This is a genomic window from Cupriavidus sp. SS-3 (assembly GCF_035818815.1).
Taxonomy (GTDB): domain Bacteria; phylum Pseudomonadota; class Gammaproteobacteria; order Burkholderiales; family Burkholderiaceae; genus Cupriavidus; species Cupriavidus taiwanensis_C.
The window spans coordinates 45,260-69,540 of the sequence record NZ_JAYLVT010000014.1 but is presented as its reverse complement, the minus strand read 5'-3'; the positions used below and the strand labels follow the sequence as shown (position 1 = coordinate 69,540).

27 protein-coding genes and 1 tRNA gene are annotated in these 24,281 nt (G+C 67.2%); 11 read left to right on the top strand and 17 right to left on the bottom strand.

The genetic code is table 11. From position 1 onward, the window contains the following. The first annotated feature begins 52 nt into the window (after positions 1 to 52). A complete protein-coding gene (locus tag U9J39_RS20965) occupies positions 53 to 595 on the top strand; it encodes a hypoxanthine-guanine phosphoribosyltransferase (RefSeq protein WP_115681168.1) in 543 nt (180 codons plus the stop codon). A 100-nt stretch (positions 596 to 695) separates the two neighbouring features. On the opposite strand, the gene U9J39_RS20960 is transcribed toward U9J39_RS20965, so the two are convergent. The 6 genes from U9J39_RS20960 to U9J39_RS20935 form a co-directional block, all read right to left on the bottom strand. Next, positions 696 to 1,310, bottom strand: a complete 615-nt coding sequence (locus tag U9J39_RS20960; protein WP_326347942.1) for a LysE family translocator — start codon at positions 1,308 to 1,310, stop codon at positions 696 to 698. Positions 1,311 to 1,414: 104 nt separating this feature from the next. Beyond that, complete coding sequence (locus tag U9J39_RS20955; RefSeq protein ID WP_326347941.1) at positions 1,415 to 2,077, bottom strand: LysE family translocator; 663 nt, start codon at positions 2,075 to 2,077, stop codon at positions 1,415 to 1,417. A gap of 88 nt (positions 2,078 to 2,165) precedes the next feature. Beyond that, complete coding sequence (locus U9J39_RS20950; RefSeq protein ID WP_442784914.1) at positions 2,166 to 3,047, bottom strand: AraC family transcriptional regulator; 882 nt, start codon at positions 3,045 to 3,047, stop codon at positions 2,166 to 2,168. Further along, a complete protein-coding gene (locus U9J39_RS20945) occupies positions 3,011 to 3,901 on the bottom strand; it encodes a 2OG-Fe(II) oxygenase (protein WP_326347939.1) in 891 nt (296 codons plus the stop codon). The genes U9J39_RS20950 and U9J39_RS20945 overlap by 37 nt, the downstream gene beginning before the upstream one ends. Beyond that, positions 3,898 to 4,659 carry a lytic transglycosylase domain-containing protein gene (locus U9J39_RS20940; RefSeq protein WP_115710879.1) on the bottom strand — a complete coding sequence of 254 codons (762 nt, stop codon included), beginning with the start codon at positions 4,657 to 4,659 and terminating at the stop codon, positions 3,898 to 3,900. Before U9J39_RS20940 ends, U9J39_RS20945 begins: the two co-directional genes overlap by 4 nt. A gap of 5 nt (positions 4,660 to 4,664) precedes the next feature. Then, positions 4,665 to 6,386 (bottom strand): proline--tRNA ligase, encoded by a 1,722-nt coding sequence (locus U9J39_RS20935; RefSeq protein WP_115710881.1) that lies wholly within the window; start codon positions 6,384 to 6,386, stop codon positions 4,665 to 4,667. Positions 6,387 to 6,579: 193 nt separating this feature from the next. Here U9J39_RS20935 and U9J39_RS20930 point away from each other — a divergent pair, with 193 nt between their 5' ends. Together U9J39_RS20930 and U9J39_RS20925 are read left to right on the top strand one after the other, a co-directional pair. Then, complete coding sequence (locus tag U9J39_RS20930; RefSeq protein WP_115681175.1) at positions 6,580 to 7,263, top strand: RNA pyrophosphohydrolase; 684 nt, start codon at positions 6,580 to 6,582, stop codon at positions 7,261 to 7,263. Continuing rightward, positions 7,256 to 7,837, top strand: coding sequence for a CNP1-like family protein (locus tag U9J39_RS20925; protein WP_115681176.1), 582 nt, complete (start codon positions 7,256 to 7,258; stop codon positions 7,835 to 7,837). The genes U9J39_RS20930 and U9J39_RS20925 overlap by 8 nt, the downstream gene beginning before the upstream one ends. 73 nt (positions 7,838 to 7,910) lie before the next feature. Here the strand turns inward: U9J39_RS20925 and proB are convergent, their stop codons facing one another. From proB to U9J39_RS20900, 5 genes are all read right to left on the bottom strand, one after another. After that, the gene (gene proB / locus U9J39_RS20920) at positions 7,911 to 9,029 is read right to left on the bottom strand and encodes a glutamate 5-kinase (RefSeq protein ID WP_115681177.1); all 1,119 of its coding nucleotides are present in this window, start codon (positions 9,027 to 9,029) and stop codon (positions 7,911 to 7,913) included. Between the two features lie 51 nt (positions 9,030 to 9,080). Next, positions 9,081 to 10,178, bottom strand: a complete 1,098-nt coding sequence (gene obgE, locus U9J39_RS20915) for a GTPase ObgE (RefSeq protein WP_115710887.1) — start codon at positions 10,176 to 10,178, stop codon at positions 9,081 to 9,083. A gap of 112 nt (positions 10,179 to 10,290) precedes the next feature. Then, positions 10,291 to 10,551 carry a 50S ribosomal protein L27 gene (gene rpmA, locus U9J39_RS20910; protein WP_012353931.1) on the bottom strand — a complete coding sequence of 87 codons (261 nt, stop codon included), beginning with the start codon at positions 10,549 to 10,551 and terminating at the stop codon, positions 10,291 to 10,293. Between the two features lie 39 nt (positions 10,552 to 10,590). Further along, positions 10,591 to 10,902 (bottom strand): 50S ribosomal protein L21, encoded by a 312-nt coding sequence (rplU, locus tag U9J39_RS20905; protein ID WP_006576525.1) that lies wholly within the window; start codon positions 10,900 to 10,902, stop codon positions 10,591 to 10,593. A gap of 196 nt (positions 10,903 to 11,098) precedes the next feature. Then, positions 11,099 to 11,308 carry a hypothetical protein gene (locus U9J39_RS20900; RefSeq protein WP_326347938.1) on the bottom strand — a complete coding sequence of 70 codons (210 nt, stop codon included), beginning with the start codon at positions 11,306 to 11,308 and terminating at the stop codon, positions 11,099 to 11,101. Positions 11,309 to 11,394: 86 nt separating this feature from the next. Here U9J39_RS20900 and ispB point away from each other — a divergent pair, with 86 nt between their 5' ends. Further along, positions 11,395 to 12,324, top strand: coding sequence for an octaprenyl diphosphate synthase (gene ispB, locus U9J39_RS20895; RefSeq protein ID WP_115681179.1), 930 nt, complete (start codon positions 11,395 to 11,397; stop codon positions 12,322 to 12,324). Between the two features lie 117 nt (positions 12,325 to 12,441). Next, a tRNA-Pro gene (locus U9J39_RS20890) sits at positions 12,442 to 12,518 on the top strand. Between the two features lie 60 nt (positions 12,519 to 12,578). On the opposite strand, the gene U9J39_RS20885 is transcribed toward U9J39_RS20890, so the two are convergent. Both U9J39_RS20885 and U9J39_RS20880 read right to left on the bottom strand, forming a co-directional pair. After that, the gene (locus tag U9J39_RS20885; RefSeq protein ID WP_116313116.1) at positions 12,579 to 12,899 is read right to left on the bottom strand and encodes a helix-turn-helix domain-containing protein; all 321 of its coding nucleotides are present in this window, start codon (positions 12,897 to 12,899) and stop codon (positions 12,579 to 12,581) included. Continuing rightward, positions 12,880 to 13,218, bottom strand: coding sequence for a type II toxin-antitoxin system RelE/ParE family toxin (locus tag U9J39_RS20880; protein WP_116313117.1), 339 nt, complete (start codon positions 13,216 to 13,218; stop codon positions 12,880 to 12,882). Before U9J39_RS20880 ends, U9J39_RS20885 begins: the two co-directional genes overlap by 20 nt. 319 nt (positions 13,219 to 13,537) lie before the next feature. Here U9J39_RS20880 and pilB point away from each other — a divergent pair, with 319 nt between their 5' ends. The 6 genes from pilB to U9J39_RS20850 all read left to right on the top strand — a co-directional run bounded on the left by pilB (position 13,538) and on the right by U9J39_RS20850 (position 19,420). Next, positions 13,538 to 15,262: a type IV-A pilus assembly ATPase PilB gene (gene pilB / locus U9J39_RS20875; protein WP_115710891.1), complete on the top strand. Its 1,725-nt coding sequence runs from the start codon at positions 13,538 to 13,540 to the stop codon at positions 15,260 to 15,262. 65 nt (positions 15,263 to 15,327) lie between these two features. Continuing rightward, positions 15,328 to 16,599, top strand: a complete 1,272-nt coding sequence (locus U9J39_RS20870; protein WP_062801799.1) for a type II secretion system F family protein — start codon at positions 15,328 to 15,330, stop codon at positions 16,597 to 16,599. 3 nt (positions 16,600 to 16,602) lie between these two features. After that, positions 16,603 to 17,526, top strand: coding sequence for a prepilin peptidase (locus tag U9J39_RS20865; RefSeq protein ID WP_326347937.1), 924 nt, complete (start codon positions 16,603 to 16,605; stop codon positions 17,524 to 17,526). 93 nt (positions 17,527 to 17,619) lie between these two features. Continuing rightward, complete coding sequence (gene coaE / locus U9J39_RS20860; protein ID WP_018006249.1) at positions 17,620 to 18,246, top strand: dephospho-CoA kinase; 627 nt, start codon at positions 17,620 to 17,622, stop codon at positions 18,244 to 18,246. A gap of 209 nt (positions 18,247 to 18,455) precedes the next feature. Then, positions 18,456 to 19,214, top strand: coding sequence for a cell division protein ZapD (zapD, locus tag U9J39_RS20855; protein WP_115681185.1), 759 nt, complete (start codon positions 18,456 to 18,458; stop codon positions 19,212 to 19,214). 17 nt (positions 19,215 to 19,231) lie between these two features. After that, on the top strand, positions 19,232 to 19,420 hold the full coding sequence (locus tag U9J39_RS20850; RefSeq protein WP_326347936.1) for a DNA gyrase inhibitor YacG: 189 nt from the start codon (positions 19,232 to 19,234) through the stop codon (positions 19,418 to 19,420). Positions 19,421 to 19,442: 22 nt separating this feature from the next. Here U9J39_RS20850 and U9J39_RS20845 read toward each other — a convergent pair whose 3' ends face one another. The 4 genes from U9J39_RS20845 to argJ all read right to left on the bottom strand — a co-directional run bounded on the left by U9J39_RS20845 (position 19,443) and on the right by argJ (position 24,245). Next, entirely contained in the window at positions 19,443 to 21,482 is a 2,040-nt protein-coding gene (locus U9J39_RS20845; protein ID WP_326347935.1) for an OPT family oligopeptide transporter, read from the bottom strand. Between the two features lie 89 nt (positions 21,483 to 21,571). Next, positions 21,572 to 22,018 carry an NUDIX domain-containing protein gene (locus U9J39_RS20840; RefSeq protein ID WP_115710898.1) on the bottom strand — a complete coding sequence of 149 codons (447 nt, stop codon included), beginning with the start codon at positions 22,016 to 22,018 and terminating at the stop codon, positions 21,572 to 21,574. Beyond that, positions 22,015 to 22,920: an ATP-binding protein gene (locus tag U9J39_RS20835; protein WP_116313122.1), complete on the bottom strand. Its 906-nt coding sequence runs from the start codon at positions 22,918 to 22,920 to the stop codon at positions 22,015 to 22,017. Before U9J39_RS20835 ends, U9J39_RS20840 begins: the two co-directional genes overlap by 4 nt. A gap of 86 nt (positions 22,921 to 23,006) precedes the next feature. Then, positions 23,007 to 24,245: a bifunctional glutamate N-acetyltransferase/amino-acid acetyltransferase ArgJ gene (gene argJ / locus U9J39_RS20830; protein ID WP_326347934.1), complete on the bottom strand. Its 1,239-nt coding sequence runs from the start codon at positions 24,243 to 24,245 to the stop codon at positions 23,007 to 23,009. Positions 24,246 to 24,281: the final 36 nt, after the last annotated feature.

Sequence of the window (24,281 nt, the reverse complement as noted above, 5' to 3'; positions counted from 1 at the left end):
AGCCCGCCGCGCAAGCCGAACTGCCTCCCCGCAAAAGAACAGGAAAGACATCATGATGAGCGCCGAACAGGCCCGCGAGCTGTGGGCCAATTCCGAAGAAATCGTCTCCGCCGAAGAAGTCCAGGCTTCGCTGGACCGCATGGCCGCGGACATCACCGCCAGGATGGGCAATGACTTCCCGCTGGTGCTGTCGGTAATGGGCGGCGCGGTGGTCTTCACCGGCATGCTGCTGCCCAAGCTGGCGTTCCCGCTGGAGTTCGACTACATCCACCTCTCGCGCTACAACAACAAGACCGTCGGCGGCGAGATGCAATGGCGCGTGGCCCCGCGCGAATCGGTCAAGGACCGCGTGGTGCTGGTGCTGGACGACATCCTCGATGAAGGCGAGACCATGGCCGCCATCCGCCAGCGCATCATGGACATGGGCGCCCGGGAATTCCACGCGGCGGTGCTGTGCGAGAAGACACTGCGCAAGCCCAAGCCCATGCACCCGGATTTCTGCGGCTTTGCCGTGCCGGACCGCTATGTGTTCGGTTGCGGGATGGATGCCAAGGGGTATTGGCGGAACCTGGATTCGATCCGGGCGCTGGTTTGATTTAGAGGGCGTGAGCGCGAGGGTTTCTCCCCTCTTCCGCTTGCGGGAGAGGGGGCACCCCGATGGCGGTTAATGGTCCGCCAGTGTTTGCTTGAAGCCGTCAGGACCCCAGAATCGGCCACAGCGACGCCAGCAGCAGCACCGCCATCCCGATATTGAACACCCGCAGCACCTTCGGCCGCGCCAGCCAGCGCCGCAGCGCCGAGCCGCACAACGCCCACATCGCCACGCTGGGCAGGTTCACCACCCCGAAGATCCCCGACAGCAGCAGCACGTTGAGCCACAGGTTGCCGTGCAGCACATAGGTGCTGCACGCGCCGACCGCCATCACCCACGCCTTTGGATTGACCCACTGGAACGCCGCGGCGGCCCAGAAACCCATCGGCCGCGCCACCTGCTGGTCCTGCACGCCGCCGGCCGTGGCCAGCTTCCAGGCCAGCCAGACCAGGTAGACCGTCGCCACCACGCGCAGCACCTGCCAGGTCCACGGGAACGCGTGGAACAGCGACCCCAGGCCCAGCCCGACCAGCCCCACCATCAGCGCGAAACCGATGCTGACGCCCAGCAGGTGCGGCACGGTGCGCAGGAAGCCAAAGTTCACGCCCGACGCGAGCAGCATCGTATTGTTCGGACCGGGGGTGATCGACGACACCAGGGCAAAGCCGGCAAAGGCGGCAAAGACACCGGTGCCGGCGGCGAGTTGGGACACTTCCATGACTGACTCCAGGGGCGTTCATGTGCTTTCGGGAAATCAGTCTACGGCCACTCAACGGTACAGTACCGGTACACTTTGCAGGAAATGCGCCGATACAGGGCCGCTCACCGTAGCGCATGCCAGGCGATACCCAGCGCCAGCAGCCAGAGGACAACCCCGGTCAGGCGCTCGACCCACCGCACCGACCGCCCGAAGCGCGCGGCCATCGCCGGATGGCCGATGCCGTAGGCCACCAGCAGGTCCCAGCCGAGCACGACGGCGAACATCCAGACTCCATAGGCCAGTTGCACCGCCGGCGGCGTGCGGCTGGCGGCCAGCACCGAGAACAGGCTGGCGTAGAACAGCCCGTTCTTCGGGTTCAGCACGGCGGACAGGAAGCCGCTGGCGAGCTGGGCCAGCCAGGCGGCGGGCGCGGGCCTGGCGGCAGCATCCGCCGCCGGCATCGACAGTTCGCCGCAGGCGTTCAGCAGGCGCCAGCCCAGCCACGCCAGGTAGGCACAGCCGGCCCACTGCAACGCCGCGAACAGTTGCGGCGAGTCCCGCATCGCGGCGACGCCGGCCAGCGCCAGGCCGATAAAGACACCATTGCCCAGCGCGATGCCCAGGCACACGGCGCCGGCGCGTCGCGGCCCGTGCAGCAGCGCGCTGCGCACCACCAGGAAGAAATCCGGCCCCGGGCTGAGCAGCGCCAGCGCATGCGCGCCGGCCACCATGGCAAATTGCTGCCAAGGCAATGCCCCGCGGGCGAGATCGAAAGCCATGTCCATGCCGACCCTCCGTAAAGAGTCCGCAGTGTGGTGCGCACGGCGGTGGCCGGTCTTGAAGAAAGTTGCGGTGTCGCGCCAGGCCGGCGCCTCAGGCGGCGCGTTGGTACCCGCGCGGTGTCATGGCCACGCGCTGCTTGAAGGCGCGCTGGAAATGGCTCTGGTCGGCAAAGCCCAGCGCCAGGGCGACCTCGGCCAGCGCCGCGCCCTGCCGCAGCAGGCGGCGCCCATGCTGGATGCGCAGGTCGAGCTGGTAGGCGTGCGGTGTCATGCCGGTTTCGGCGCGGAAGGCCCGCACCAGGTGGTAACGGCTCAGGCCGCAGGCGCGCGCCAGCTCGGCCAGCGGCAGCCGCTCGGCATGGCGCTCGCGCAGCAGCTCGCACAATTGCGCCACGCGGGCGGAGACGGAGGCCGGCACCGGCAGTGTGCGGGTGCTTGCGCCGTTATCGATGGCGGCATGCAGGTCGCCGATGAAGGCCACCAGCGCGGCCTCTTTCTCGACGCTGTCGGCGGGCGAGAACAACGCGCCGTTCAACTCGCAGACCAGCCGGTAAACCTCCGGCGACGTCATCACGCGTGCCGGCAGCCAGGCCCGCGCCGCGCTGTCCTCGTCGAGCACGGCCGCGACCCAGGCCGGGTCGAAATGCAGCATCTGGTAGCTCCAGCACCCGTCCGGCACGGGATTGCAGGCATGGACCTGGTGCGCCGGGATCACCACCACCGCGCCCGCTCCGAGCACGGCGCTTTCATCGCCGCAGGCAAAGCGGCTGGTACCGCCGTCGACGGCGCCGACCGACAGGGTGGGATGGCTATGCGGCAGGTAGCTGGCGCTGCTGTAGCTGGCGCGCCGGCTTTCGGCAAAGGGCAGCGCGGGATCCGCCCACCAGCGGCTGGCGGCCGGTGCGGCCGGTGCCCCCGGCCTGGCTGCGGGGCGGCTCACGCCGCGCTGCGGTACGGCCGTTCGCGCAGCCATTTGGTGGCGATCCACTTTTCGCCGGCGGCCACCGGCAGGCCGGCGTGCAGGGTGCGGTCGTCGAGCGTGCCGTCGGGCAGCAGGTAGCTGAAGTAGACCGCGTTGCCCTTGACCGGCGCCACCTCCAGGCCCACGCGCGGGAACGCGGTGGCGCCGCCCGCCTCGGGCGTGTTCAGGTAGATCACCAGCGTGGCGATGCGCTGCCCGCCGACGGACAGCTGCCGCGCTTCGCCGGGACGCTGCGGGTTGAAGTAGTCGAAGTGTGGCTGGTACTCGCCGCCCGGCTTGTAGTTGAGGATCTGCAGCCCTTCGCCATGCTCGGCCGGCACTCCGGTGACCGCGGCGATGCGGGCTTCGATGCGCGCGATCAGGGCGTGCTCGGCCACCTGGAACATCGCCCCCATGCTGGTGCGGGCGTCGATCAGGTTCTCGTCGCCGGTGTCGGGATTGACCACCGGCGAGCGCGCCAGCCGGCCGCGCGACAGCGCCACCAGCGCATCGCACTCGTCGTCGCTCAGCAGCTGCTGGAACAGCTGCACCTGCGGCGACGCCAGCCGGAACAGGACGGGTACCCGGCGGTCGCCGCCATCGGCGGCATAGACCGCGGGCATGCCGGCCGCCGCAGGTTCAGCTTGCGCGGGCCGTGCCGGCGCCGCGTCGCCGTTGTCCTGGGCAAACGCCGCAGCCACCGACCGGCGCGCGAAGGCGTCGTCGTAGCCCGAGCGCAGCATCGACAGCACCAGCGCATCGGCGGCAAAGCCCTGGGCGATATGCCGGGCCAGCCATTGTTCGAGTTCGGGCGAGGATTCGGTGTAGCCGGCCTTGCCGCCGGCTACGGATGCTTCGCGGATCATGACGGATTGGCTGCGACGCGCTGCGACGAGAACGGGTTGCGGGCCGGCGGCTCCGCCACCGGTGCGCGCGGGCGCGACGGCGCGATCTCGGCATCGCCGGCCACGGTGACGGTGGCTTCGGAATACTGCCAGCGCTTCCACGCCGCCAGCACCGCGTTGGGATATTCCGGGCGGCCGCGGCTGCCGTTGTAGCGGCCCAGCGCCAGGTACAGGTCGCCCTGCTCGCGGTCCAGGTAATAGCGCAGGATGGTGCAGCCGTAGCGCAGGTTGCTCTGCAGGTGGAACAGCTTGCGCGCATCGCTGTCGCCGATGGCGCGCACCCAGAACGGCATCACCTGCATCAGCCCGCGCGCGCCGGCCGAACTGATCGCGTACTTGCGGAAGTTGCTTTCGACCTGGATCAGGCCCAGCACCAGCGCGGGCTCCAGGCCGGCGCGCTTGGCCTCGTAGTAGGCCACCTCGATCAGCTCGACCCGCACCTGCGGCTCGGGGATGCGCGCGGCCAGCCGCGCCGACATCTCGCCCAGCCACTTCAGGTAGGCCAGGCGCTCGCCGCCGGACGCGAACACCGGCCGCAGCGGCCGGTCATCGGCAATGGCCGCGGCCAGCGCGCCGCGCACGGAGTCGGCCAGGTCTTCTTCCTTCTGCGCGCCGGCATGCGCCGCCGTGGCCGCCAGGGCCAGCAGCGCTACCAGCAGCGCGCCTGCCAGGCGGCGCGCGGCGGCTGCTGCGGCGCTCAGGCCGCGGACGACGCGCATGGGCCTCAGTTCGCCAGCAGGTTGCGCACGTGGCCGACCACTTCGGCCACGCTGACGGCGGTGGCCTGCGCGTCGCGCCGGCCCTGGTACTCGACCTTGCCCTCCTTCAGGCCGCGGTCGCCCACCACCACGCGGTGCGGCACGCCGATCAGTTCCCAGTCGGCGAACATCACGCCCGGGCGCTCGCCGCGGTCGTCGAGGATCACGTCCACGCCGGCGGCAAGCAGCTCGGCATGGATCCGGTCGGCCTCGGCCTTGACGGCTTCGGAGCGGTCGTAGCCCACCGGGCAGATCACCACGGCGAACGGCGCGATCGCGGCCGGCCAGATGATGCCGCGCTCATCGAAGTTCTGCTCGATCGCCGCGCCCAGGATACGGGTGATGCCGATGCCATAGCAGCCCATCTGCATCGGCTGGGTCTTGCCGTTCTCGTCGAGGAAGGTGGCGTTCATCGATTCCGAGTAGCGCGTGCCTAGCATGAACACGTGGCCCACCTCGATGCCGCGGCAGATCTCCAGCGTGCCCTGGCCGTCCGGCGAGGCGTCGCCCGCCACCACGTTGCGCAGGTCGGCCACGATCGGCTCGGGCAGGTCGCGGCCCCAGTTGACGCCGGTGTAGTGGTAGTCGCGGTAGTTGGCGCCGCAGACAAAGTCGCTCATGTTGGCGACGGTGCGGTCGGCCACCACCTTGACCGGCTTCTTCATGTCGATCGGGCCCAGGTAGCCGGGGGGCGAGCCAAAGGCCTCGACGATCTCGTTCTCGGTGGCGAAGCGGAACTCGGCCAGCCCCGGCACCTTGGAGGCCTTGACCTCGTTCAGTTCGTGGTCGGCGCGGATCAGCAGCAGCCAGATCTGGACGCCGGCGTCGCCGTCGGTGGCCAGCACGATCGACTTGACGTTGGTCTCGAGCGGCAGGTTCAGGAATTCGGCGACCTGCTCGCACTTGACCTTCTCCGGGGTGAAGGTCTTGACCAGGTCCTGCGTGGGCGCGGCGCGCCCGGCCACCAGCGGCAGCGCCTCGGCGGCCTCCATGTTGGCGGCGTAGGCCGAGGTCGGGCAGTAGACGATGGCGTCTTCGCCGGTTTCGGCGATGACGTGGAACTCATGCGAGCCGGAACCGCCGATGGCGCCGTTGTCGGCGGCCACGGCGCGGAATTCCAGCCCGAAGCGGCGGAAGATGCGCACGTAGGCGTCGTACATGTTCTCGTACGACTTGCGCAGGCCGTCGGTGTCGCGGTCGAAGGAATAGGCGTCCTTCATGGTGAACTCGCGCCCGCGCATGATGCCGAAACGCGGCCGGCGCTCGTCGCGGAACTTGGTCTGGATCTGGTAGAAATTGACCGGCAGCTGCTTGTAGCTGCGGATTTCCGAGCGGGCGATATCGGTCACTACCTCTTCGGAGGTGGGCTGCACCGCGAAGTCGCGCTCATGGCGGTCCTTCAGGCGCAGCAGCTCGGGGCCCATCTTGTCCCAGCGGCCGGTTTCCTGCCACAGCTCGGCCGGCTGGATCACCGGCATCGACAGTTCCACCGCGCCGGCCCGGTTCATTTCCTCGCGCACGATGTTTTCCACCTTGCGGATCACGCGCAGCCCGATCGGCATGTAGTTGTAGATGCCGGCACCCAGCTTCTTGATCATGCCGGCGCGCATCATCAGCTTGTGCGAAACGATTTCCGCGTCGGCGGGCGCTTCCTTGAGGGTGGAAATGAAGAATTGCGAGGCTTTCATCCGTAATTTCTCTCTGGGCCGCCGAGGTCGGAAAAATCCGTCCCGGCACAATCCGGGGGACCGGCGGCGCTGAATTATGCGCACGCGCCTGAAACTGCCCTTCCGCTCGGGGAAAACCACCATCCCCCGGTCCGGGCCCGGCTGCGCGCTTCCTTTATAATCAGCGTAATTCTAAAGGATTCGAGGTGCAGTCATGCTCGATCGTGAAGGCTTTCGCCCGAACGTCGGCATCATCCTCCTCAACGCAAGAAACGAGGTTTTCTGGGGCAAGCGAATCGGCGAACACTCCTGGCAGTTCCCGCAAGGCGGCATCAAGTACGGCGAAACGCCGGAACAGGCCATGTACCGCGAACTGCATGAGGAAATCGGCCTGCTTCCGGAGCACGTCAGGATCGTCGGTCGCACGCGCGACTGGCTGCGTTACGAGGTGCCGGACAAGTTCATCCGCCGCGAGATCCGCGGCCACTACAAGGGCCAGAAACAAATCTGGTTCCTGCTGCGCATGGCCGGCAGGGACTGCGACATCCACCTGCGCGCCACCGAGCACCCTGAGTTCGATGCCTGGCGCTGGAGCCACTACTGGGTGCCGCTCGAGGCCGTGATCGAGTTCAAGCGCGATGTCTACCAGATGGCGCTGACGGAATTGTCACGCTTCCTGAACCGGCACCCGCGCGTGCCGCTCAGCCCGTATGGCACGCACGGCAACCACGGTGCGCATGGCGTGCACGGGCGCCACGGCGGGCCGCGCGGCCAGGCGCTGAGCCGGGCGCAGGCCGCCCAGCAGGCCGACGCCGACGGCAATGTCGAAGCCCCGGCCACGGCCGACTACGTTTCGCCGGCGACGCCGGTATCCACTACACGGAGCACTGATGACTAGTTTGACCGGCGTGGGCCGCCGCGGCGGCCTGAGCGCGGCCGCATTGCTGCTTGCCGCGGCCAGCCTGGCCCTGGCCGGCTGCAAGACCACCGGCAAGGAGATGGCCGAGGAAGAAAGCACCTGGAACAACCCGTTCGCGCCCAAGACCTTCGAGGAAGCCAAGGCCATGCTGCCGGCCTTGCCGCAAGAGGCCAACCTGATCCCCTTCTCGGTGGCGGGCACCGGCACGCTGTCGTTCGCGGTGGACAGCAAGTCGATCTCGGTAGGCAAGGACAATGTGGTTCGCTACACCGTGGTCACCACCAGCCAGAGCGGCGCGCGCAACGTGACCTTCGAAGGCATGCGCTGCGACGCGTTCGAGCGCAAGCTGTACGCGACCCTGCCCCCGGGCGCCACCGAGTGGGTGCCCAACAGCAGCGACTACGGCGAGACCTGGCACCGCATGCAGGCCGGGGTGCGCAACGCCTACGCCGCCACGCTGGCGATCGATTTCTTCTGCGAGGGCCGCACCGTGGCCGGCAAGCCCGCCGACATGGTGCTCGAGCTGCAATCGCGCGCGCCGCACAAGCGCTGACGCAACCTGTGCAGGTATAAAAAAAAAAGGCGGGACTGCCTGGCAGTCCCGCCGTTTTTTTTGCTCGCATCGATCAGACCAGCACCAGGTTGTCGCGATGGATCAGCTCGGGCTCGTTCAGGTGGCCGAGCACGGATTCGATCTCGGACGACGGCTTGCGCGCGATCAGCCGCGATTCCGCGCTGGAATAGTTGGTGATGCCGCGCGCCACCTCCTTGCCTTGCGCATCGACACAGGCGATCACCTCGCCGCGGGCGAACTCGCCCTGCACTTCGACCACGCCGATCGGCAGCAGCGACTTGCCGCCGCTGGTCAGCTTCTCGACCGCGCCGTTGTCGATCACGACGCGGCCGCGCAGCTGCAGGTGGTCTGCCATCCATTGCTTGCGTGCCGTCAGCCGGCCGGTCGGCGCCAGCAGCTGGGTGCCGATCGCCTCGCCGGCGGCCAGGCGCTCCAGCACGTTGGCCTCGCGGCCGGAGGCGATGGTGGTGTGCGCGCCCGACTTGGCCGCGCGCTTGGCCGCCAGGATCTTGGTCAGCATGCCGCCGCGGCCGATCGACGTGCCGGCGCCGCCGGCCATGGCTTCCAGCTCGGGCGTGCCGGCCAGGGCCTCGTCGACGAACTGCGCGGCCGGGTCCTTGCGCGGATCGGCGGTGTACAGGCCGCGCTGGTCGGTCAGGATCACCAGCGCGTCGCCTTCGATCAGGTTGGTGACCAGCGCGCCGAGCGTGTCGTTGTCGCCGAACTTGATTTCGTCGGTGACCACGGTGTCGTTCTCGTTGATGATCGGCACCACGCCCAGGGACAGCAGCGTCAGCAGCGTCGAGCGGGCGTTCAGGTAGCGCTCGCGGTCGGCCAGGTCGGCGTGGGTCAGCAGCACCTGCGCGGTGCGGATGCCATAGCGGCCGAACTGGCTCTCGTAGACCTGCGCCAGACCCATCTGGCCGACCGCCGCGGCGGCCTGCAGCTCATGGATTTCCTTCGGGCGGCGCGCCCAGCCGAGCCGCTGCATGCCTTCGGCAATGGCGCCGGAACTGACCAGCACCACTTCCTTGCCGGCCACGCGCAGCTTGGCGATCTGGGCCGCCCAGCGGGCGATGGCGTCGTGGTCCAGCCCCTTGCCGTCGTTGGTGACCAGGCTGGAGCCGACTTTGACGACGATGCGCTTTGCCTGCGCGATGACCGATTGCATGGTGGAAATCCTGTCTCCGGAGATCGTTCGGAACCGCTGATTGTTTGTTGTCTATGCCTCGCGCTGGTCCTGGTCGACGTTATGCAGGCGGTCGTCCAGGCGGATGTCCGGCTCTGCCAGCGCCGCGGCCTCTTCGGCCTTGATCGCCTGCAGGTGGTCCTTGATCGCATAGATCAGCTCGCGGCAGCCTTCGCCGGTGAGCGCCGAGATCTGGAACACCGGGCCCTTCCACTTGTAGCGCTTGAGGAAGTCCTTCACCTTCGCCGCGCGCTCGTCCTCGGCCACCATGTCGAGCTTGTTCAGCACCAGCCAGCGCGGCTTTTCAAACAGGGTCTCGTCGTATTTCTTCAGTTCGTTGACGATGGCCTTGGCCTCGGCCACCGGATCGACCGCCTCGTCGAACGGCGCCAGGTCGACGATATGCAGCAGCAGCCCGGTGCGCTGCAGGTGGCGCAGGAACTGGTGGCCCAGGCCCGCGCCCTCGGCGGCGCCCTCGATCAGGCCGGGGATGTCGGCGACCACGAACGATTGCTCATGGTCCACGCGCACCACGCCCAGGTTGGGATGCAGCGTGGTGAACGGATAGTCCGCCACCTTCGGGCGCGCGTTGGAGATATGCGAGATAAAGGTCGACTTGCCGGCATTGGGCATGCCCAGCAGGCCGACATCGGCCAGCACCTTGAGCTCGAGCTTGAGCATGCGGCGCTCGCCCGGCTTGCCGTCGACCTGCTGGCGCGGCGCGCGGTTGGTACTGGACTTGAAGTGCAGGTTGCCCCAGCCACCCATGCCGCCCTCGGCCAGGCACACGCGCTGGCCGTGCTCGGTCAGGTCGGCGATGACCTCGCCGGTGTCCATATCGGTGATCAGCGTGCCCACCGGCATGCGCAGCGTGATGTCTTCCCCCGCGGCGCCGTAGCAGTCGGAGCCGCGGCCGTTCTCGCCGTTTTTCGCCACGTGCTTCTTGGCGTAGCGGAAGTCGATCAGCGTATTGATATTGCGGTCCGCCACGGCGAACACGCTGCCGCCCCGGCCGCCGTCGCCACCATCCGGGCCGCCGAAGGGCACAAACTTCTCGCGCCGGAACGAGGCGCTGCCATTGCCGCCGTTGCCGGCGATGGCTTCGATTCGGGCTTCGTCGATGAACTTCATGATGGGTTTTCCGTGATGGGATCGGCAGATCGGGGGCCGGCGTAGTTTACTTCGCCAGAAAAGAAAAAGCCCCGCAAGCGTTGCGGGGCCTTTCGTCCTGCAAAGGCTGTTATCAGGCCGCCGGAACGACGCTGACTTGCTGCTTCTTGGCAGGGCCCTTGACGGCGAACTGCACGTGGCCGTCGATCAGGGCGAACAGCGTGTGGTCCTTGCCCACGCCGACGTTGTCGCCGGCATGCACGCGGGTACCGCGCTGGCGCACGATGATGCCGCCGGCGTTGATGGCCTGGCCACCAAACACCTTCACGCCCAGACGCTTCGATTCGGAATCACGGCCGTTCCGCGTGGAACCGCCGCCTTTTTTCTGTGCCATGTCTTACTCCTGTCGCTTTACCGGATTACGCTCGATCGATCAGGCAACGATCGCTTCGATGCGCAGTTCGGTGTAATTCTGACGATGGCCCTGACGCTTCTGGTAGTGCTTGCGACGGCGCATCTTGAAGATCTTCACCTTGTCGTGACGACCCTGGGAGATAACGGTAGCCTTGACGGAAGCCCCGCTCACCAGCGGCGTACCAAACTTGATTTGGTCGCCGGCGCCCACTGCGAGCACCTGGTCGAGCGTGATTTCTGCGCCAATGTCTGCCGGTATCTGTTCTACTTTCAGTTTTTCGCCAGCAGCAACCTTGTATTGCTTGCCGCCGGTTTTTACGACCGCGTACATTGTCGAACCTCTCGGATGTGAATAAAACGCCGAAACCGCGCGATGCGGCCCGGTTATCTCCCGCCGGCAAGGACCCGCAAGGCGAGCGACTACCGGAGGAAACCGGGAATTGTAAACGAGATTGGGGAAAACCGCAAAGAAAACAGGCACATAGCCTGTGAGCGGCGCGCCCGGCACAATCGGTGGGCCGCTTCGCTCAGGTCAGATCGGCGAGCAGGAACCCCGCCAGTGCGGCAAACGCCACCCACCAGGCGGTGCGGCGCAGTTGGCGGCGAGGTATGGGCTTGTCCATGAACGGATTATAGTGGGGCCAGCCACCAACGCCCGCTGCGCGCATACCCTGAGCCCATCGCCCGGCAAACAGCCCGTCAAACAATGCGGGGCATGCGTAGAACGCCGCCTGCATCGCATATAATCGTCCGGTTTTGCGTAACGGTGATCATCTTGTCCCAGCCTTCCGCCACTGCCTTGCTTGCCCCGGTCGCTGCAGACATGCGCGCGGTCGATGCAGTTATCCGCCAGCGGCTGTCTTCTGAAGTCCCGCTGATCGAGCAGATCGGCGAATACATCATCGGTGCCGGCGGCAAGCGCCTGCGCCCGGTGATCCTGCTGCTGACGGCACGCGCGCTGGGCTACGACGGCAACCGTCACCATGAGCTGGCCGCCGTGGTGGAATTCATCCACACCGCCACCCTGCTGCACGACGATGTCGTCGACGAGTCCGAGCTGCGGCGCGGGCGCGACACCGCCAACGCGGTGTTCGGCAACGCCGCCAGCGTGCTGGTGGGCGACTTCCTCTACTCGCGCGCGTTCCAGATGATGGTCGATGCCGGCAGCATGCGCATCATGGAGATCCTCTCCAACGCGACCAACGTGATCGCCGAAGGCGAGGTGCTGCAGCTGCTGAACATGCACGACCCGGATGTCACCATCGAGCGCTACCTGCAGGTGATCCGCTACAAGACCGCCAAGCTGTTCGAGGCCGCCGCGCAGCTGGGCGCCGTGCTGTCCGGCGCCGACGCGCAGATGGAAGAGGCGGCCGCCGAATACGGCCGCCGCATCGGCACCGCCTTCCAGCTGATCGACGACATGCTGGACTACACCGCCAGCGCCGAGCAAATGGGCAAGAACGCAGGCGACGACCTGCGCGAAGGCAAGCCCACCCTGCCGCTGCTGCACCTGATGGAACACGGCACGGCCGAGCAGCGCCAGCTGGCCCGCGACGCGATCGTGCAGGGCGGCACCGAGCATTTCGACGCGGTCTTTGCCGCGATCCATGCCAGCGGCGCGCTCGAGGTCACCTTCGAGGCCGCACGGCGCGAGGCCGAAGCCGCCGAGCAGGCAGCCCGGCAGTTCCCGCCGTCCGAGCTGAAGGAAACGCTGATCCAGCTCTGCGCCTTCTCGCTGCAGCGGCAGTCCTGAGCCGGGAAGCGCCGCGGGATGGGGGCGTTTTCCTCCGCCCTCTTCCATTCCCAAAAAAACGCTGCTAAACTTACGTTCTTTGCTGCTGACGCTAAAACGTCTGCCGGCAGACCAAATCGGGGTGTAGCTTAGCCTGGTAGAGCGCTACGTTCGGGACGTAGAGGCCGGAGGTTCGAATCCTCTCACCCCGACCAGATTTAAGAAGCCGAATCAACGAAAGTTGGTTCGGCTTTTTGTCTTTCTACCCCTCCTCCTTAGCCCTTGATGGCTTTGCGCTGTCGCTTGAAAGCTTTAAGCTCGGCTACGGCGAAAAGCTGGCTGCGCCCGACTTCCGCCCGTGGAGCCACCTTGCCATCGCGCACCAGCCGGCGGAAGGTCGCCATCGAGATTTCGAGGTATTGGGCAGCCTCTGCCGCGGTGAAATCCTCCTCCGCGAGATGGCCGAAGACTTCCTCATGCGAGAAATTCTCATCACCAAAGGCCTGCTGCCCGATCAGTGTGAAAAACCTGACGCGCTCCCGCGGGGGCAACGCGCCGAGGGCATGCAGCAGGTCTTCAGCGGTCATCGTGTCCATTCTTTTCTGCCCTCAGGTACTTCTTGAGCTCGTCATAGAAGTTCTCATGCGAGCCGACCTTATAGAAATCGATCCATAGCACCTCAAGTGCCACGCCTTTCACGTTCAACTCCTGCGGCAGTGGCCGGTAGGCGATCAGGTATTCCTGCCGGTTGAACCTGAATTTATGCACCCGGATGCCAGCCAAGTCCCCAATCTTCGCTTCGCCCAACTCGGGCACGGCACAGAGCTCCTCGACCTCGTCTTCGATCGCCAGTTGCAGCGGCTTGTGTGCTTTCTTGACGAACTGAACGAAAGGCTTCTTGTAGTTTCGCCTCATGCGACGTTATGCACTCGTTTTTGATTCTATAACAGATCAGACCACGCCGGGCGCCGGCGAGCCACCATGCCGAGAAGCATGGCTGGCTAGCGACCAGTGGGGATGGAGGCAATTCTCAAATTGCCGTCTGCTGTGTTCGCCGCCCCCGGGGCGGAGCCCCGCGCAAGTAGGGTTGCGCCGGTGTCGCGCAAACGCCAATACGACCCGCCGTCGCCTTTACAAAAAGTGACCCCATCGGCAAACTGGCCCGATCCCAAGAAGCGGGCTCGTCTCGTCCTGCCCTGTCCGCGGACACTGCTCCAACCACTGCGCACTTGCCATGACACTCGGACTTGCCCTGGCCCAGAGCCGGCGTATCGCGCCCGCCCTGCTTGCTCAGCTGGAGCAGGCCGCGCGTGAAAAGCAATCGCAGCTGATCGACGAGATCATCGGCAGCGGCACCATGAGCGCGCATGACGTGGCGCTGTTCGCCGCGGACAAGTACCAGTTGCCGCTGCTCGATCTGGCCCAGTACAACCTGGCCAAGGTGCCGTCGGCGCTGGCCGGCAACCGTGAGTTCCATGCCCACCGGCTGCTGCCGCTGGGCCGGCGCGAGAACCGGCTGGTGCTGGCGCTGTCCGATCCGTCCAACCAGGCCGGCCTGGACGCGATCCGCGACAAGTACAAGCTGCCGGTCGAAGCCGTAGTGGTCGAGCACGACAAGCTGATGAAGCATGTGCGCGCCGCCGGCGAGGCGCTGGGCACGCTGAAGAACATCTCGCCGGTGCAGGCCGAGCGCAAGATGATCGAATACGATCCGGTCGCCGCCGCCGCCAACCCGCGCAACCGCACCACGGCCGACAACATCGACGACGCCCCGGTGGTGCGCTTCCTGCAGAAACTGCTGACCGAGGCCTTCCACCGCGGCGCCTCGGACCTGCACTTCGAACCGTTCGAAACCTTCTACCGCATCCGCTTCCGCGTCGATGGCGTGCTGCAGGAGGTTGCGCGTCCGCCGCTGGATATCCGCGACAAGATCGCGACCCGCATCAAGGTGCTGTCGCGGCTGGATATTTCTGAAAAGCGCGTGCCGCAGGACGGCCGCATGAAGCTGCTGATCGCGCTGCCCAAGGACAAGGATGCCAAGGAAACCGTCGAGAAGGCGGTGGACTTCCGCGTGTCGACGCTGCCCACGCTGTTCGGCGAAAAGATCGTGATGCGGATCCTGGAATCTTCGTCCGACAAGCTCGACATCGACCAGCTCGGCTATGAGCCAGAGCAGAAGGCGCTGCTGCTGGACGTGATCAAGCGCCCCTACGGCATGGTGCTGGTGACCGGCCCCACCGGCAGCGGCAAGACCGTGTCGCTGTACACCTTCCTGAACCTGCTGAACCAGGGCGACATCAATATTTCCACGGCCGAGGACCCGGCCGAAATCCAGCTGCCGGGCATCAACCAGGTCAACGTCAACGACAAGGCCGGGCTGACCTTCGCCACCGCACTGCGCTCGTTCCTGCGCCAGGATCCGGACATCATCATGGTCGGAGAAATCCGCGACCTGGAAACCGCCGACATCTCCATCAAGGCCGCGCAGACCGGTCACCTGGTGTTGTCGACGCTGCACACCAACGACGCGCCGACCACGCTGACGCGCCTGATGAACATGGGCGTGGCCCCCTTCAATATCGCGTCGAGCGTGCTGATGATCACCGCGCAGCGGCTGGCGCGGCGGCTGTGCAGCTGCAAGCGCGAGGGCGAGATCCCGCGCGAGGCCTTGCTGGAAGCGGGCTTCCGCGAGCGCGACCTGGACGGCAGCTGGCAGCCCTACCATCCGGTCGGCTGCGAGCGCTGCAACGGCAGCGGCTACAAGGGCCGCTGCGGCATCTACCAGGTGATGCCGATCACCGAGGCCATGCAGGAAATCATCCTGACGCACGGCACCGCGCTGCAGATTGCCGAGCAGGCGCGCAGGGACGGCGTGCTATCGTTGCGCGAAGCAGGGCTGCTGAAGGTCAGGCAGGGCGTCACGTCACTCGAAGAAGTGCTGGCGACCACGAACACGTAGGGAAGCAAGACACAACGTAAAGACAAGACGCACAACAAGCGTCATTTACATCGGGGGTCAATAACATGGCGACGCGCGCACCAGCAGCGGGCGCCCGGACGGGGGCACCGTCACGGGCCAAATCAGGGAAGGGGCGCAAGGCCCCCACCCAGTACATCTTCGAGTGGGAAGGCAAGGACCGCAAGGGCAAGACCTTCACCGGCGAGCTGCGCGCCGAAAACCAGGCCGAAGTCACCGCCACGCTGCGCAAGCAGGGCCTGACCATCGTCAAGCTCAAGAAGCGCAAGGCGGCGCGCGGGCGCAAGATCACCGAGAAGGACATCGCCTACTTCACCCGGCAACTGTCGACCATGCTGAAGGCCGGCATCCCGCTGCTGCAGTCGATCGACATCATCGCGCGCGGGCACGTCAACCCCAACTTCACCCAGCTGCTGTCCGACATCCGCTTCGACATCGAGGCTGGCAGCAGCATGGCCGCGGCGTTCCGCCGCCACCCAAGATACTTCGACACGCTCTACTGCAACCTGATCGATGCCGGCGAACAGGGCGGCATCCTGGACTCGCTGCTGGAGCGCCTGTCGCTCTACATGGAGAAGACTATCGCGCTGAAGGGGCAGATCAAGTCCGCGATGATCTACCCGATCGCGGTGCTGACGGTCGCCTTTGCCGTCACGGTGATCCTGATGCTGTTCGTAATCCCGGCGTTCAAGGGGGTGTTCTCCAGCTTCGGGGCCAACCTGCCCGCGCCGACGCTGCTGGTGATCGCAATCTCGGACTTCTTTGTCCAGTACTGGTACCTGGTGATCGGCGCGCCGGTGGCCGGCATCAGCTTCTATCTGCGCGCGCTGAAGAAGTCCGAGAAGGTGCAGCGCGCCACCGACCGCGCGCTGCTGAAGCTGCCGATCTTCGGCAGCCTGTTCCGCAAGGCCGTGATCGCGCGCTGGACCCGCACCCTGGCAACGATGTTCGCGGCCGGCACGCCGCTGGTCGAGTCGATGGAGTCCGTGGCCGGCGCCGCCGGCAACTGGGTCTACTACGACGCCACCCGCGAGATCGAGCAATCGGTGCGCATCGGCACCAGCCTCACCAACGCGATGCAGGCGACCCATGTGTTCGACAACATGGTGCTGCAGATGACGCAGATCGGCGAGGAGTCCGGCGCGCTGGACAACATGCTGCTGAAGGTGGCGGAGTTCTACGAGCGCGAGGTGGACGATGCCGTCGCCGCCATTTCCAGCCTGATCGAGCCGCTGATCATCGTGGTGCTGGGCGTGCTCATCGGCGGCATGGTGGTGGCGATGTACCTGCCGATCTTCAAGCTGGGACAGGTGGTGTAAGCGATGCAGCCGGTGTGGTCCGCTACCCCCTATCCGACCGGAGCCGCGACCGGAGCCGCGACCGGCACCGCCCCGCTGCTGCACGCGCTGGCGGCGCTGCCGCCAGTCTTTCTGGTGGCGGCAGCAGGGCTGCTGGGCCTGGTGGTCGGCAGCTTCCTCAATGTGGTGATCCACCGCGTGCCGCGCATGATGGAGCGCGACGAGGCCAACTACATTGCCGAGCTGCGCGGCGATCCGCTGCCCTACCCCGGCCGCTACAACCTGATGGTGCCGCGCTCGGCCTGCCCGCATTGCGGCCACGCCATCGCCCCATGGGAAAACGTGCCGGTGCTGAGCTACCTGTTCCTGCGCGGCCGCTGCTCGGCGTGCAAGGCGCCGATCAGCGTGCGCTATCCGCTGGTGGAACTGGCCTGCGGCGTGCTGAGCGCGCTGGTGGCATGGCGCTTCGGCCCGAATGCGCAGGCGCTGGCCGCGCTGGTGCTGGTGTGGGGGCTGCTGGCGCTGACCATGATCGATGCCGATACACAATTGCTGCCAGACCAGATCACGCTGCCGCTGTTGTGGATCGGCCTGCTGCTGAACGTCGCCGGCCTGTTCGTGGCGCTGCCCGACGCGGTGATCGGCGCCGCCGCAGGCTACCTCGTGCTGTGGCTCGCCTACTGGCTGTTCCGGCTGCTGCGCGGCAAGGAAGGCATGGGCTTCGGCGACTTCAAGCTGATGGCGGCGCTCGGGGCCTGGTTCGGCTGGCAGGCGCTGCCGGCGCTGGTGCTGCTGTCGTCGGTGGCCGGCGTGCTGTTCGGGCTGGCCAATATCGCGCTGCACCGCCAGGACCGCGACACGCCGTTCCCGTTCGGGCCCTTCATCGCGCTGGCCGGCGTGGTGGTGCTGCTGTTAGGTCCCGGGGTGCTGCCGGTGTTTGCCTGGTGATGGCCGCGCGGCTGTGATCCGGCCACGGCCGAAGCGGCCGAAGCGGCCGAAGCTGGTATCGTTGCGGCAACAACGTCTGACAGAAACTATCACATGCTGGAAATCGGACTGACCGGCGGCATCGGCAGCGGCAAGACCCGCGTGGCCGACATGTTCGCCGCGCGCGGCGCCGCGATCATCGATACCGACCTGCTCGCGCATGAGATCACCGCGCCGGGCGGGCGCGCCATCCCGGCGCTGGTCGAAGCCTTCGGCCCCGCCTGCCTGCGCCCGGACGGTGCCATGGACCGCGACGCGATGCGCGCGCTGGTGTTTGCCGATCCCGCCGCCAAGGCGCGGCTCGAAGCCATCACGCACCCGCTGATCCGCGCGCTGACCACCGAACGCGCGCAGTCGATCCGCGCTGCGGGCGCGCACCCCTACCTGATCTACGTGGTACCGCTGCTGGTGGAGTCGGGCTCGTGGCGCGAGCGCGTCGGCCGCGTGCTGGTGGTCGACTGCACCGAAGCCACGCAGGTGGCCCGCGTGATGTCGCGCAACGGCTTCAGCCGCGAACAGGTGCTGGCGATCATGGCCAGGCAGGCCACGCGCGCCGCGCGCCTGGCATGTGCGGACGACGTCATCGACAACGACGGGCCGGTGCAGGCGCTGGTGGCGCAGGTCGACCGGCTCGACCGCTACTACCGTGAACTGTCGGCCGCGGGCACGGTCCATCCATAACGCGCCAGGCCGGCGCGGTGGCGCATGGCATCATGCGCGCGACATTGTCCTCGGACCTTGTCTCGCATAGAATGCGCTGGAACATGCCGGGAAATCGCCGCATAGTGCCGGCATTCCACACGCATAGATCGCCCTTTCCGGTATTTCCCGGGCCTCATTCTGCACCGGGCCGCCCCTGAAGCGCCCGACGCCCTGCACGGACACAGCACTTGATTCTGTACGAATACCCTTTCAACGAACGCATCAGGACTCTCCTGCGCCTGGAAGACCTGTTCGATCGGCTGGAATACTTCCTCGGCCAGGATCATGCCCAGCAGCACCACGTCGCGCTGACCACGCTGTTCGAGATCATCGACGTGGCCGGCCGCGCCGACCTCAAGACCGACCTGATCAAGGAACTGGAGCGCCAGCGCCAGGCCCTGGCGCCGCTGCGCGCCAATCCGCAGATCGACCAGGACGCGCTCGACTCGGTCATCGGCGAGATCGAGCAGGGCATCGCCATGCTCAACCAGACCGTGGGCAAGGCCGGGCAGTTGCTGACGGATAACGAGTGGCTGACCAGCATCCGCAGCCGCGCCATCATCCCCGGCGGCACCTGCGAGTTCGACCTGCCTGCGTACTATGCCTGGCAACATCGCCCCGCCGAAGACCGCCGCGCCGACATCCTGAAATGGGCGCGTCCGCTGGTGTCGCTGCGCATGGGCACGACCATCGTGCTGCGGCTGCTGCGCGAAGCCGGCCAGAGCGGCAAGGTGATCGCCACCGGCGGCAGCTACCAGCAGATGCTGTCGGGCCGCAGCTACCAGCTGATGCAGGTCTGGCTGGACGATTCGCTGCTGGCCTTCATCCCCGAGATGAGCGCCAACAAGTACATGCTGTGGGTGCGCTTCACGCAGCAGGACGGCGACCTGCGCCCGCGCTCGGTCGATGCCGATATTCCGTTCCTGCTGAAACTCTGCAATTTCTGAAGCCTGCGCTGAACGCCATGCCTGCTGTCGTCAAATGCCCCACCTGCGGCACCGAGGTGGCCTGGGTAACCGAAAACAAGTTCCGCCCCTTCTGTTCCGAGCGCTGCAAGCAGATCGATCTCGGCGCCTGGGCCTCGGAGAAATACGTAATCGGCGGCAAGCCGGGCGAGACCTCGCCCGACCGGTCCGAAAACGAGGACGACTGAAGGCGCTCCGGCGCCGCCGTGCTCAGTGCGCCGCCGCCAGCACGCGCCGGTAAAAGCCCACACACACCAGCACGAACACCGCCAGGCCCAGCCACTGCGCGGTCGCTTCAAACCCGCCACCGACCACCGCCAGCGGGGCATCGCTGCCTGACAGGCCGATCACCGCGGCCAGCATCACGCCGACCAGGCTTTCGCCGACGATCAGGCCGGACGCCAGCAGCGTGCCGCGCCGTTCGGCGTGCTCCAACGCCAGCCGCACGTCGTCGCCGCGCGCGGTGGCGCGGCGGCGCTCGGCGCGCAGCAACAGCCACGACAGCACCGCCCCCACCACCAGCGCCGAGCTGATCGTCGGCGGCAGGTAGATGCCGATGCCCACCGCCAGCACCGGCAGCCGCGCCGCGCCGCCACGGCGGCGCAGGACCTCGTCGATGGCGATCAGCACCACGCCCAGCCCGATGCCGATCAGGATCATGTTCCAGTTGAGCTGGTGGGTGAAGATGCCGGTGGCGATCGCGGTCATCAGTGTCGCCTGCGGCGCGGCCAGCGCCTGGTTCGGGTCCATGCCGGCGCGCGGCAGCGCGCCGGCGAAGCCATAGGCGTTGTAGAGCAGCTCGAGCACGGGAGGAATCACCGCGGCGCCGACCACGCAGCCGATCAGCAGCGCCACCTGCTGGCGCCACGGTGTCGCGCCGACCAGCCAGCCGGTCTTCAGGTCCTGCAGGTTGTCGTTGGCGATGGAGGCCACCGCCACCACCGCGGAGGTGGTGAAGATCGCCAGCGCGATCGCGAACTTGCCGCCCTCGGGCGTGGCCAGCAGGCCGTCGGCCTGGCCCGCCAGCAGGATCAGCAGCGACACCAGGATCACCGCGATGATGCCGATGCCCGAAATCGGGCTGGCCGACGAGCCCACCAGTCCGGCCATATAGCCGCACGCCGCCGCCACCAGGAAGCCGAAGATAAAGGCGAACACCACCGCGTAGACCACCAGGCGCCAGCGCGCCCCGCCACCCAGCGGCGCCGGTGCGAGGAACCAGGCGAACACCGTCACCAGCACCGCCAGCAGCGCCAGCATCACCAGCCCGATCCACTTCGCCGGCATGTCCTGCTGCGTGCGCGGCACGCTGCCCTGCCCCGCCGGGCCGGCCTGCAGCGCGCCGAACGAGGCGCGGATGCCATACAGCATGGGCTTGGCCAATGACAGCAGCGTCCAGATCGCGGCGATGCCGATGGTGCCGGCGCCGATAAAGCGCGCCTGCTGGCTCCACACCATGGTGCCGAAGGCCGACAGCGTGGCGCCGTCCGGGCGCGGCGTGACCGCGGTCAGCCACGGCACCGCGACGCCCCAGGTCAGCACCAGCCCGAGCAGCATGGCCAGCCCGCCAACGATGCCGACCAGGTAGCCCGCGCCCACCAGCGCCAGCGAGAAGCCCATCGACAGCCGCACCACCGAAGCGCCCGCCGACAGCCAGAAATTGGCGCCCTCGGCCAGCACGCGCAGCCCGCCTGCGGCGAAGCTGAACAATCCCGCGACCAGGCCCCCGGCCATCAGGTCGGCGAGGCCGGTCGCCTGCGGCTTCTGGCCCGGCGCGGCTTCGGCGGGCGCGGCGCTGCCCACGCGCAGGATTTCCGCCGCGGCCACGCCCTCGGGATAAGGCAGCTCGCTCTGCACCACCATGGCATGGCGCAGCGGAATGCTGAACACCACGCCGAGCATGCCGCCCGCCGCGCAGATCGCCAGCGTCTGCCAGAACGGGAAGCCTTGCCAGTGGCCCAGCATCACCAGCCCGGGCAGGATAAAGATGATCGACGACAGGGTGCCGGCGGCCGAGGCCTGCGTCTGCACCATGTTGTTTTCGAGGATATTGGCGCCGGGGAAGAGCCGCAGCACGGCCATCGAGATCACCGCCGCGGGGATCGCCGACGAGAAGGTCAGGCCGACCTTCAGGCCCAGGTAGATATTGGAGGCGGTGAACACGACCGTGATCAGCGCACCGAGGATGATGCCGCGCAGGGTCAGTTCAGGCAGGGAAACGTCGTCGGCGATACGATCGACACGTAGCATGCAGGTTCCTTTCCTGTGGGCCGGGCCGGCCGGCCCGGGCGGCGCACAAGCGGGCGCCGCGGCCGCTTGTCGGTGACGCGGACTGCTGGTCAGCCGTTGCGCGCTTCCTCGTCCAGCCACGCCACCACGGGAATGGTGGCGGGCAGCAGCGGCCCCACCGTCACCGGCGTGCCCTGCCACGAGAACGCCTGGCCTTCGCGGCCGACGGGCTCGCCCTGCCAGGCCGTGACCTTGCAGAAATGCAGCCGCACATAGGCGTGCGGGTAGTCATGTTCCAGGATGTGCCAACGCTCGCATTGCGTGACATCAAGCCCCAGCTCTTCGTGCAGTTCGCGCGCCAGCGCTGCCTCCACCGACTCACCCGGCTCGAGCTTGCCGCCGGGGAATTCCCAGTAGCCTTCGTAGGGCTTGCCCGCCGGACGCTGCGCCAGCAGGAAGCGGCCGTCGGGCTGCACCAGCACGCCGACCGCCACCTCGGTCACCTTGCGCGGCGGGTTGCCGCCGGTGGCCGCGGGGTTCTGCGTCGCCGCGCTCATGCCTTGGCGTCCCCGGCAACATCGGCGATGTACGGCTTGCCGTGCTTGCCGCCCCAGTCGCGCGCGAACTGCCAGGCCACCCGGCCCGAGCGCGAGCCGCGCTCCAGTGCCCACACCAGCGCATCGCCGCGCGCGGCGGCGATGTCCTCGTCGGTGCAGCCGAAGTGCCGCAGCCAGTGGCCGACGATGGCCAGGTACTCGTCCTGCTTGGGCGGATAGAACGACAGCCACAGCCCGAAGCGCTCGGACAGCGAGATCTTCTCTTCGACGACTTCGCCGGGGTGGATCTCGCCGTCGTCGGTGTGGCGGTAGCTCTCGTTGTCCTTCATGTACTCCGGCAGCAGGTGCCGGCGGTTCGACGTGGCGTAGATCAGCACGTTGTCCGATTGCGCCGCGACCGAGCCATCCAGCGCCGACTTGAGCGACTTGTAGCCCGACTCGCCTTCCTCGAACGACAGGTCGTCGCAGAAGATCACGAAGCGCTCGGGCCGTTGCGAGACCAGCTCGACGATATCGCCCAGGTCACCGAGATCGTCCTTGTCGACCTCGACCAGCCGCAGCCCGTCCCGGACGAAGGCATTGAGGCAGGCCTTGATCAGCGACGACTTGCCGGTGCCGCGCGCGCCGGTCAGCAGCACGTTGTTGGCGGGCAGGCGGTTCACGAACTGGCGCGTATTACCGACGATGGCATCCTTCTGGCGCTCTATGTTCTTCAGGTCGTCCAGGTGGATCGGCGGCAGCTGGCGCACCGGCTGCAGGTAGCCGATATTGCCGAACAGGCTCTGACGCTTGCGCCAGCGGAACGCGACCGCCTCCTGCCAGTCCGCGTCGCTCAGTTGCGGCGGCAGCCATTGTTCGAGTCGGGCGAGGAAGTTGTCGAGGCGGGCGGCGAGGTCAGACATGGCAGCGGGGCGTCAGGGAATGTAGGGTGCCGATGGTCTCTTGCTCCCTCTCCCCTCGGCGGGAGAGCGGAGCAAAGCGGCGGTGTTCAGGAACGGTAGTCGGCGTTGATCGACACGTAGTCGTGCGACAGATCGCAGGTCCACACGGTGGCTTCGGCGTTGCCGCGGCCGAGCGCGATGCGCACCGTGATCTCGGCCTGCTTCATCACGCGCTGGCCGTCTTCCTCGCGGTAGTCGGGATTGCGGCCGCCGTCGCGGGCGACCCAGACATCGTCCAGCCACAGGTTGACGCGGCCGACATCGAGATCATCCACGCCGGCGTAGCCCACCGCGGCCAGGATGCGGCCCAGGTTGGGGTCCGAGGCATAGAACGCGGTCTTGACCAGCGGCGAATGCGCGACCGCATAGGCGATCTGCCGGCACTCGGCCACGTCCTTGCCGCCTTCGACGCGGATGGTCATCAGCTTGGTCGCGCCTTCGCCGTCGCGCACGATCATCTGCGCCAGCTCCTGCGCCAGGCTCGTCACAGCTTCGCGCAGCGCGTCAAAGGCCGGACCTTCGGCGCGGTCGATCACGGCGCCCGACTTGCCGGTGGCGATCAGCACGAACGAATCGTTGGTCGAGGTATCGCCATCGATGGTGATGCTGTTGAAGGAGTGGTCGGCGGCGTGCGTCACCAGTGCCTGCAGCACCGGCTGCGCCACGGCGGCATCCATGGCGATGAAGCCCAGCATGGTCGCCATGTTCGGGCGGATCATGCCGGCGCCCTTGCTGATGCCGGACAGCGTGACGGTCTTGCCGTCGATCTGCACCGTGCGCGACGCGACCTTGGGCTGGGTGTCGGTGGTCATGATCGCTTCCGCGGCGGCCAGCCAGTTGTCGGCGCCGGCGTTGGCGATGGCGGCGGGCAGCCCGGCCAGCAGGCGGTCCATCGGCAGCTGCTCGAGGATCACGCCGGTCGAGAACGGCAGCACCTGCGCGGCCTCGATGCCCAGCCGCGCGGCCAGCGCGTCGCAGGTGGCGCGGGCGTTGGCCAGGCCCTGTTCGCCGGTGCCGGCATTGGCATTGCCGGTATTGACCACCAGCGCGCGGATGCCCTTGCCCGCTTTGTCCGCAGCCGCCAGGTGCTCGCGGCACACCTGCACCGGCGCGGCGCAGAAGCGGTTGCTGGTGAAGACGCCGGCCACGGTGCTGCCTTCGGCCATGCGCACCACCAGCACGTCCTTGCGGTTGGCCTTGCGGATACCCGCCTCGGCCCAGCCGAGCTCCACGCCGGCGACGGATTTCAGGTTCTCTGCCTGGGGCAGCGGAAGATTGACGGGCATGCAGGACTCCTCGATGTTGCTGCTTGCGACTTGCTG

Coding starts and splice junctions, on each gene's coding strand:
- U9J39_RS20965 (WP_115681168.1), top strand. CDS start 53: ATGATGAGCGCCGAACAGGCCCGCGAGCTGTGGGCCAATTCCGAAGAA.
- U9J39_RS20960 (WP_326347942.1), bottom strand. CDS start 1,310: ATGGAAGTGTCCCAACTCGCCGCCGGCACCGGTGTCTTTGCCGCCTTT.
- U9J39_RS20955 (WP_326347941.1), bottom strand. CDS start 2,077: ATGGACATGGCTTTCGATCTCGCCCGCGGGGCATTGCCTTGGCAGCAA.
- U9J39_RS20950 (WP_442784914.1), bottom strand. CDS start 3,047: ATGGCTGCGCGAACGGCCGTACCGCAGCGCGGCGTGAGCCGCCCCGCA.
- U9J39_RS20945 (WP_326347939.1), bottom strand. CDS start 3,901: ATGATCCGCGAAGCATCCGTAGCCGGCGGCAAGGCCGGCTACACCGAA.
- U9J39_RS20940 (WP_115710879.1), bottom strand. CDS start 4,659: ATGCGCGTCGTCCGCGGCCTGAGCGCCGCAGCAGCCGCCGCGCGCCGC.
- U9J39_RS20935 (WP_115710881.1), bottom strand. CDS start 6,386: ATGAAAGCCTCGCAATTCTTCATTTCCACCCTCAAGGAAGCGCCCGCC.
- U9J39_RS20930 (WP_115681175.1), top strand. CDS start 6,580: ATGCTCGATCGTGAAGGCTTTCGCCCGAACGTCGGCATCATCCTCCTC.
- U9J39_RS20925 (WP_115681176.1), top strand. CDS start 7,256: ATGACTAGTTTGACCGGCGTGGGCCGCCGCGGCGGCCTGAGCGCGGCC.
- proB (WP_115681177.1), bottom strand. CDS start 9,029: ATGCAATCGGTCATCGCGCAGGCAAAGCGCATCGTCGTCAAAGTCGGC.
- obgE (WP_115710887.1), bottom strand. CDS start 10,178: ATGAAGTTCATCGACGAAGCCCGAATCGAAGCCATCGCCGGCAACGGC.
- rpmA (WP_012353931.1), bottom strand. CDS start 10,551: ATGGCACAGAAAAAAGGCGGCGGTTCCACGCGGAACGGCCGTGATTCC.
- rplU (WP_006576525.1), bottom strand. CDS start 10,902: ATGTACGCGGTCGTAAAAACCGGCGGCAAGCAATACAAGGTTGCTGCT.
- U9J39_RS20900 (WP_326347938.1), bottom strand. CDS start 11,308: ATGCAGGCGGCGTTCTACGCATGCCCCGCATTGTTTGACGGGCTGTTT.
- ispB (WP_115681179.1), top strand. CDS start 11,395: ATGCGCGCGGTCGATGCAGTTATCCGCCAGCGGCTGTCTTCTGAAGTC.
- U9J39_RS20885 (WP_116313116.1), bottom strand. CDS start 12,899: ATGGACACGATGACCGCTGAAGACCTGCTGCATGCCCTCGGCGCGTTG.
- U9J39_RS20880 (WP_116313117.1), bottom strand. CDS start 13,218: ATGAGGCGAAACTACAAGAAGCCTTTCGTTCAGTTCGTCAAGAAAGCA.
- pilB (WP_115710891.1), top strand. CDS start 13,538: ATGACACTCGGACTTGCCCTGGCCCAGAGCCGGCGTATCGCGCCCGCC.
- U9J39_RS20870 (WP_062801799.1), top strand. CDS start 15,328: ATGGCGACGCGCGCACCAGCAGCGGGCGCCCGGACGGGGGCACCGTCA.
- U9J39_RS20865 (WP_326347937.1), top strand. CDS start 16,603: ATGCAGCCGGTGTGGTCCGCTACCCCCTATCCGACCGGAGCCGCGACC.
- coaE (WP_018006249.1), top strand. CDS start 17,620: ATGCTGGAAATCGGACTGACCGGCGGCATCGGCAGCGGCAAGACCCGC.
- U9J39_RS20850 (WP_326347936.1), top strand. CDS start 19,232: ATGCCTGCTGTCGTCAAATGCCCCACCTGCGGCACCGAGGTGGCCTGG.
- U9J39_RS20845 (WP_326347935.1), bottom strand. CDS start 21,482: ATGCTACGTGTCGATCGTATCGCCGACGACGTTTCCCTGCCTGAACTG.
- U9J39_RS20840 (WP_115710898.1), bottom strand. CDS start 22,018: ATGAGCGCGGCGACGCAGAACCCCGCGGCCACCGGCGGCAACCCGCCG.
- U9J39_RS20835 (WP_116313122.1), bottom strand. CDS start 22,920: ATGTCTGACCTCGCCGCCCGCCTCGACAACTTCCTCGCCCGACTCGAA.
- argJ (WP_326347934.1), bottom strand. CDS start 24,245: ATGCCCGTCAATCTTCCGCTGCCCCAGGCAGAGAACCTGAAATCCGTC.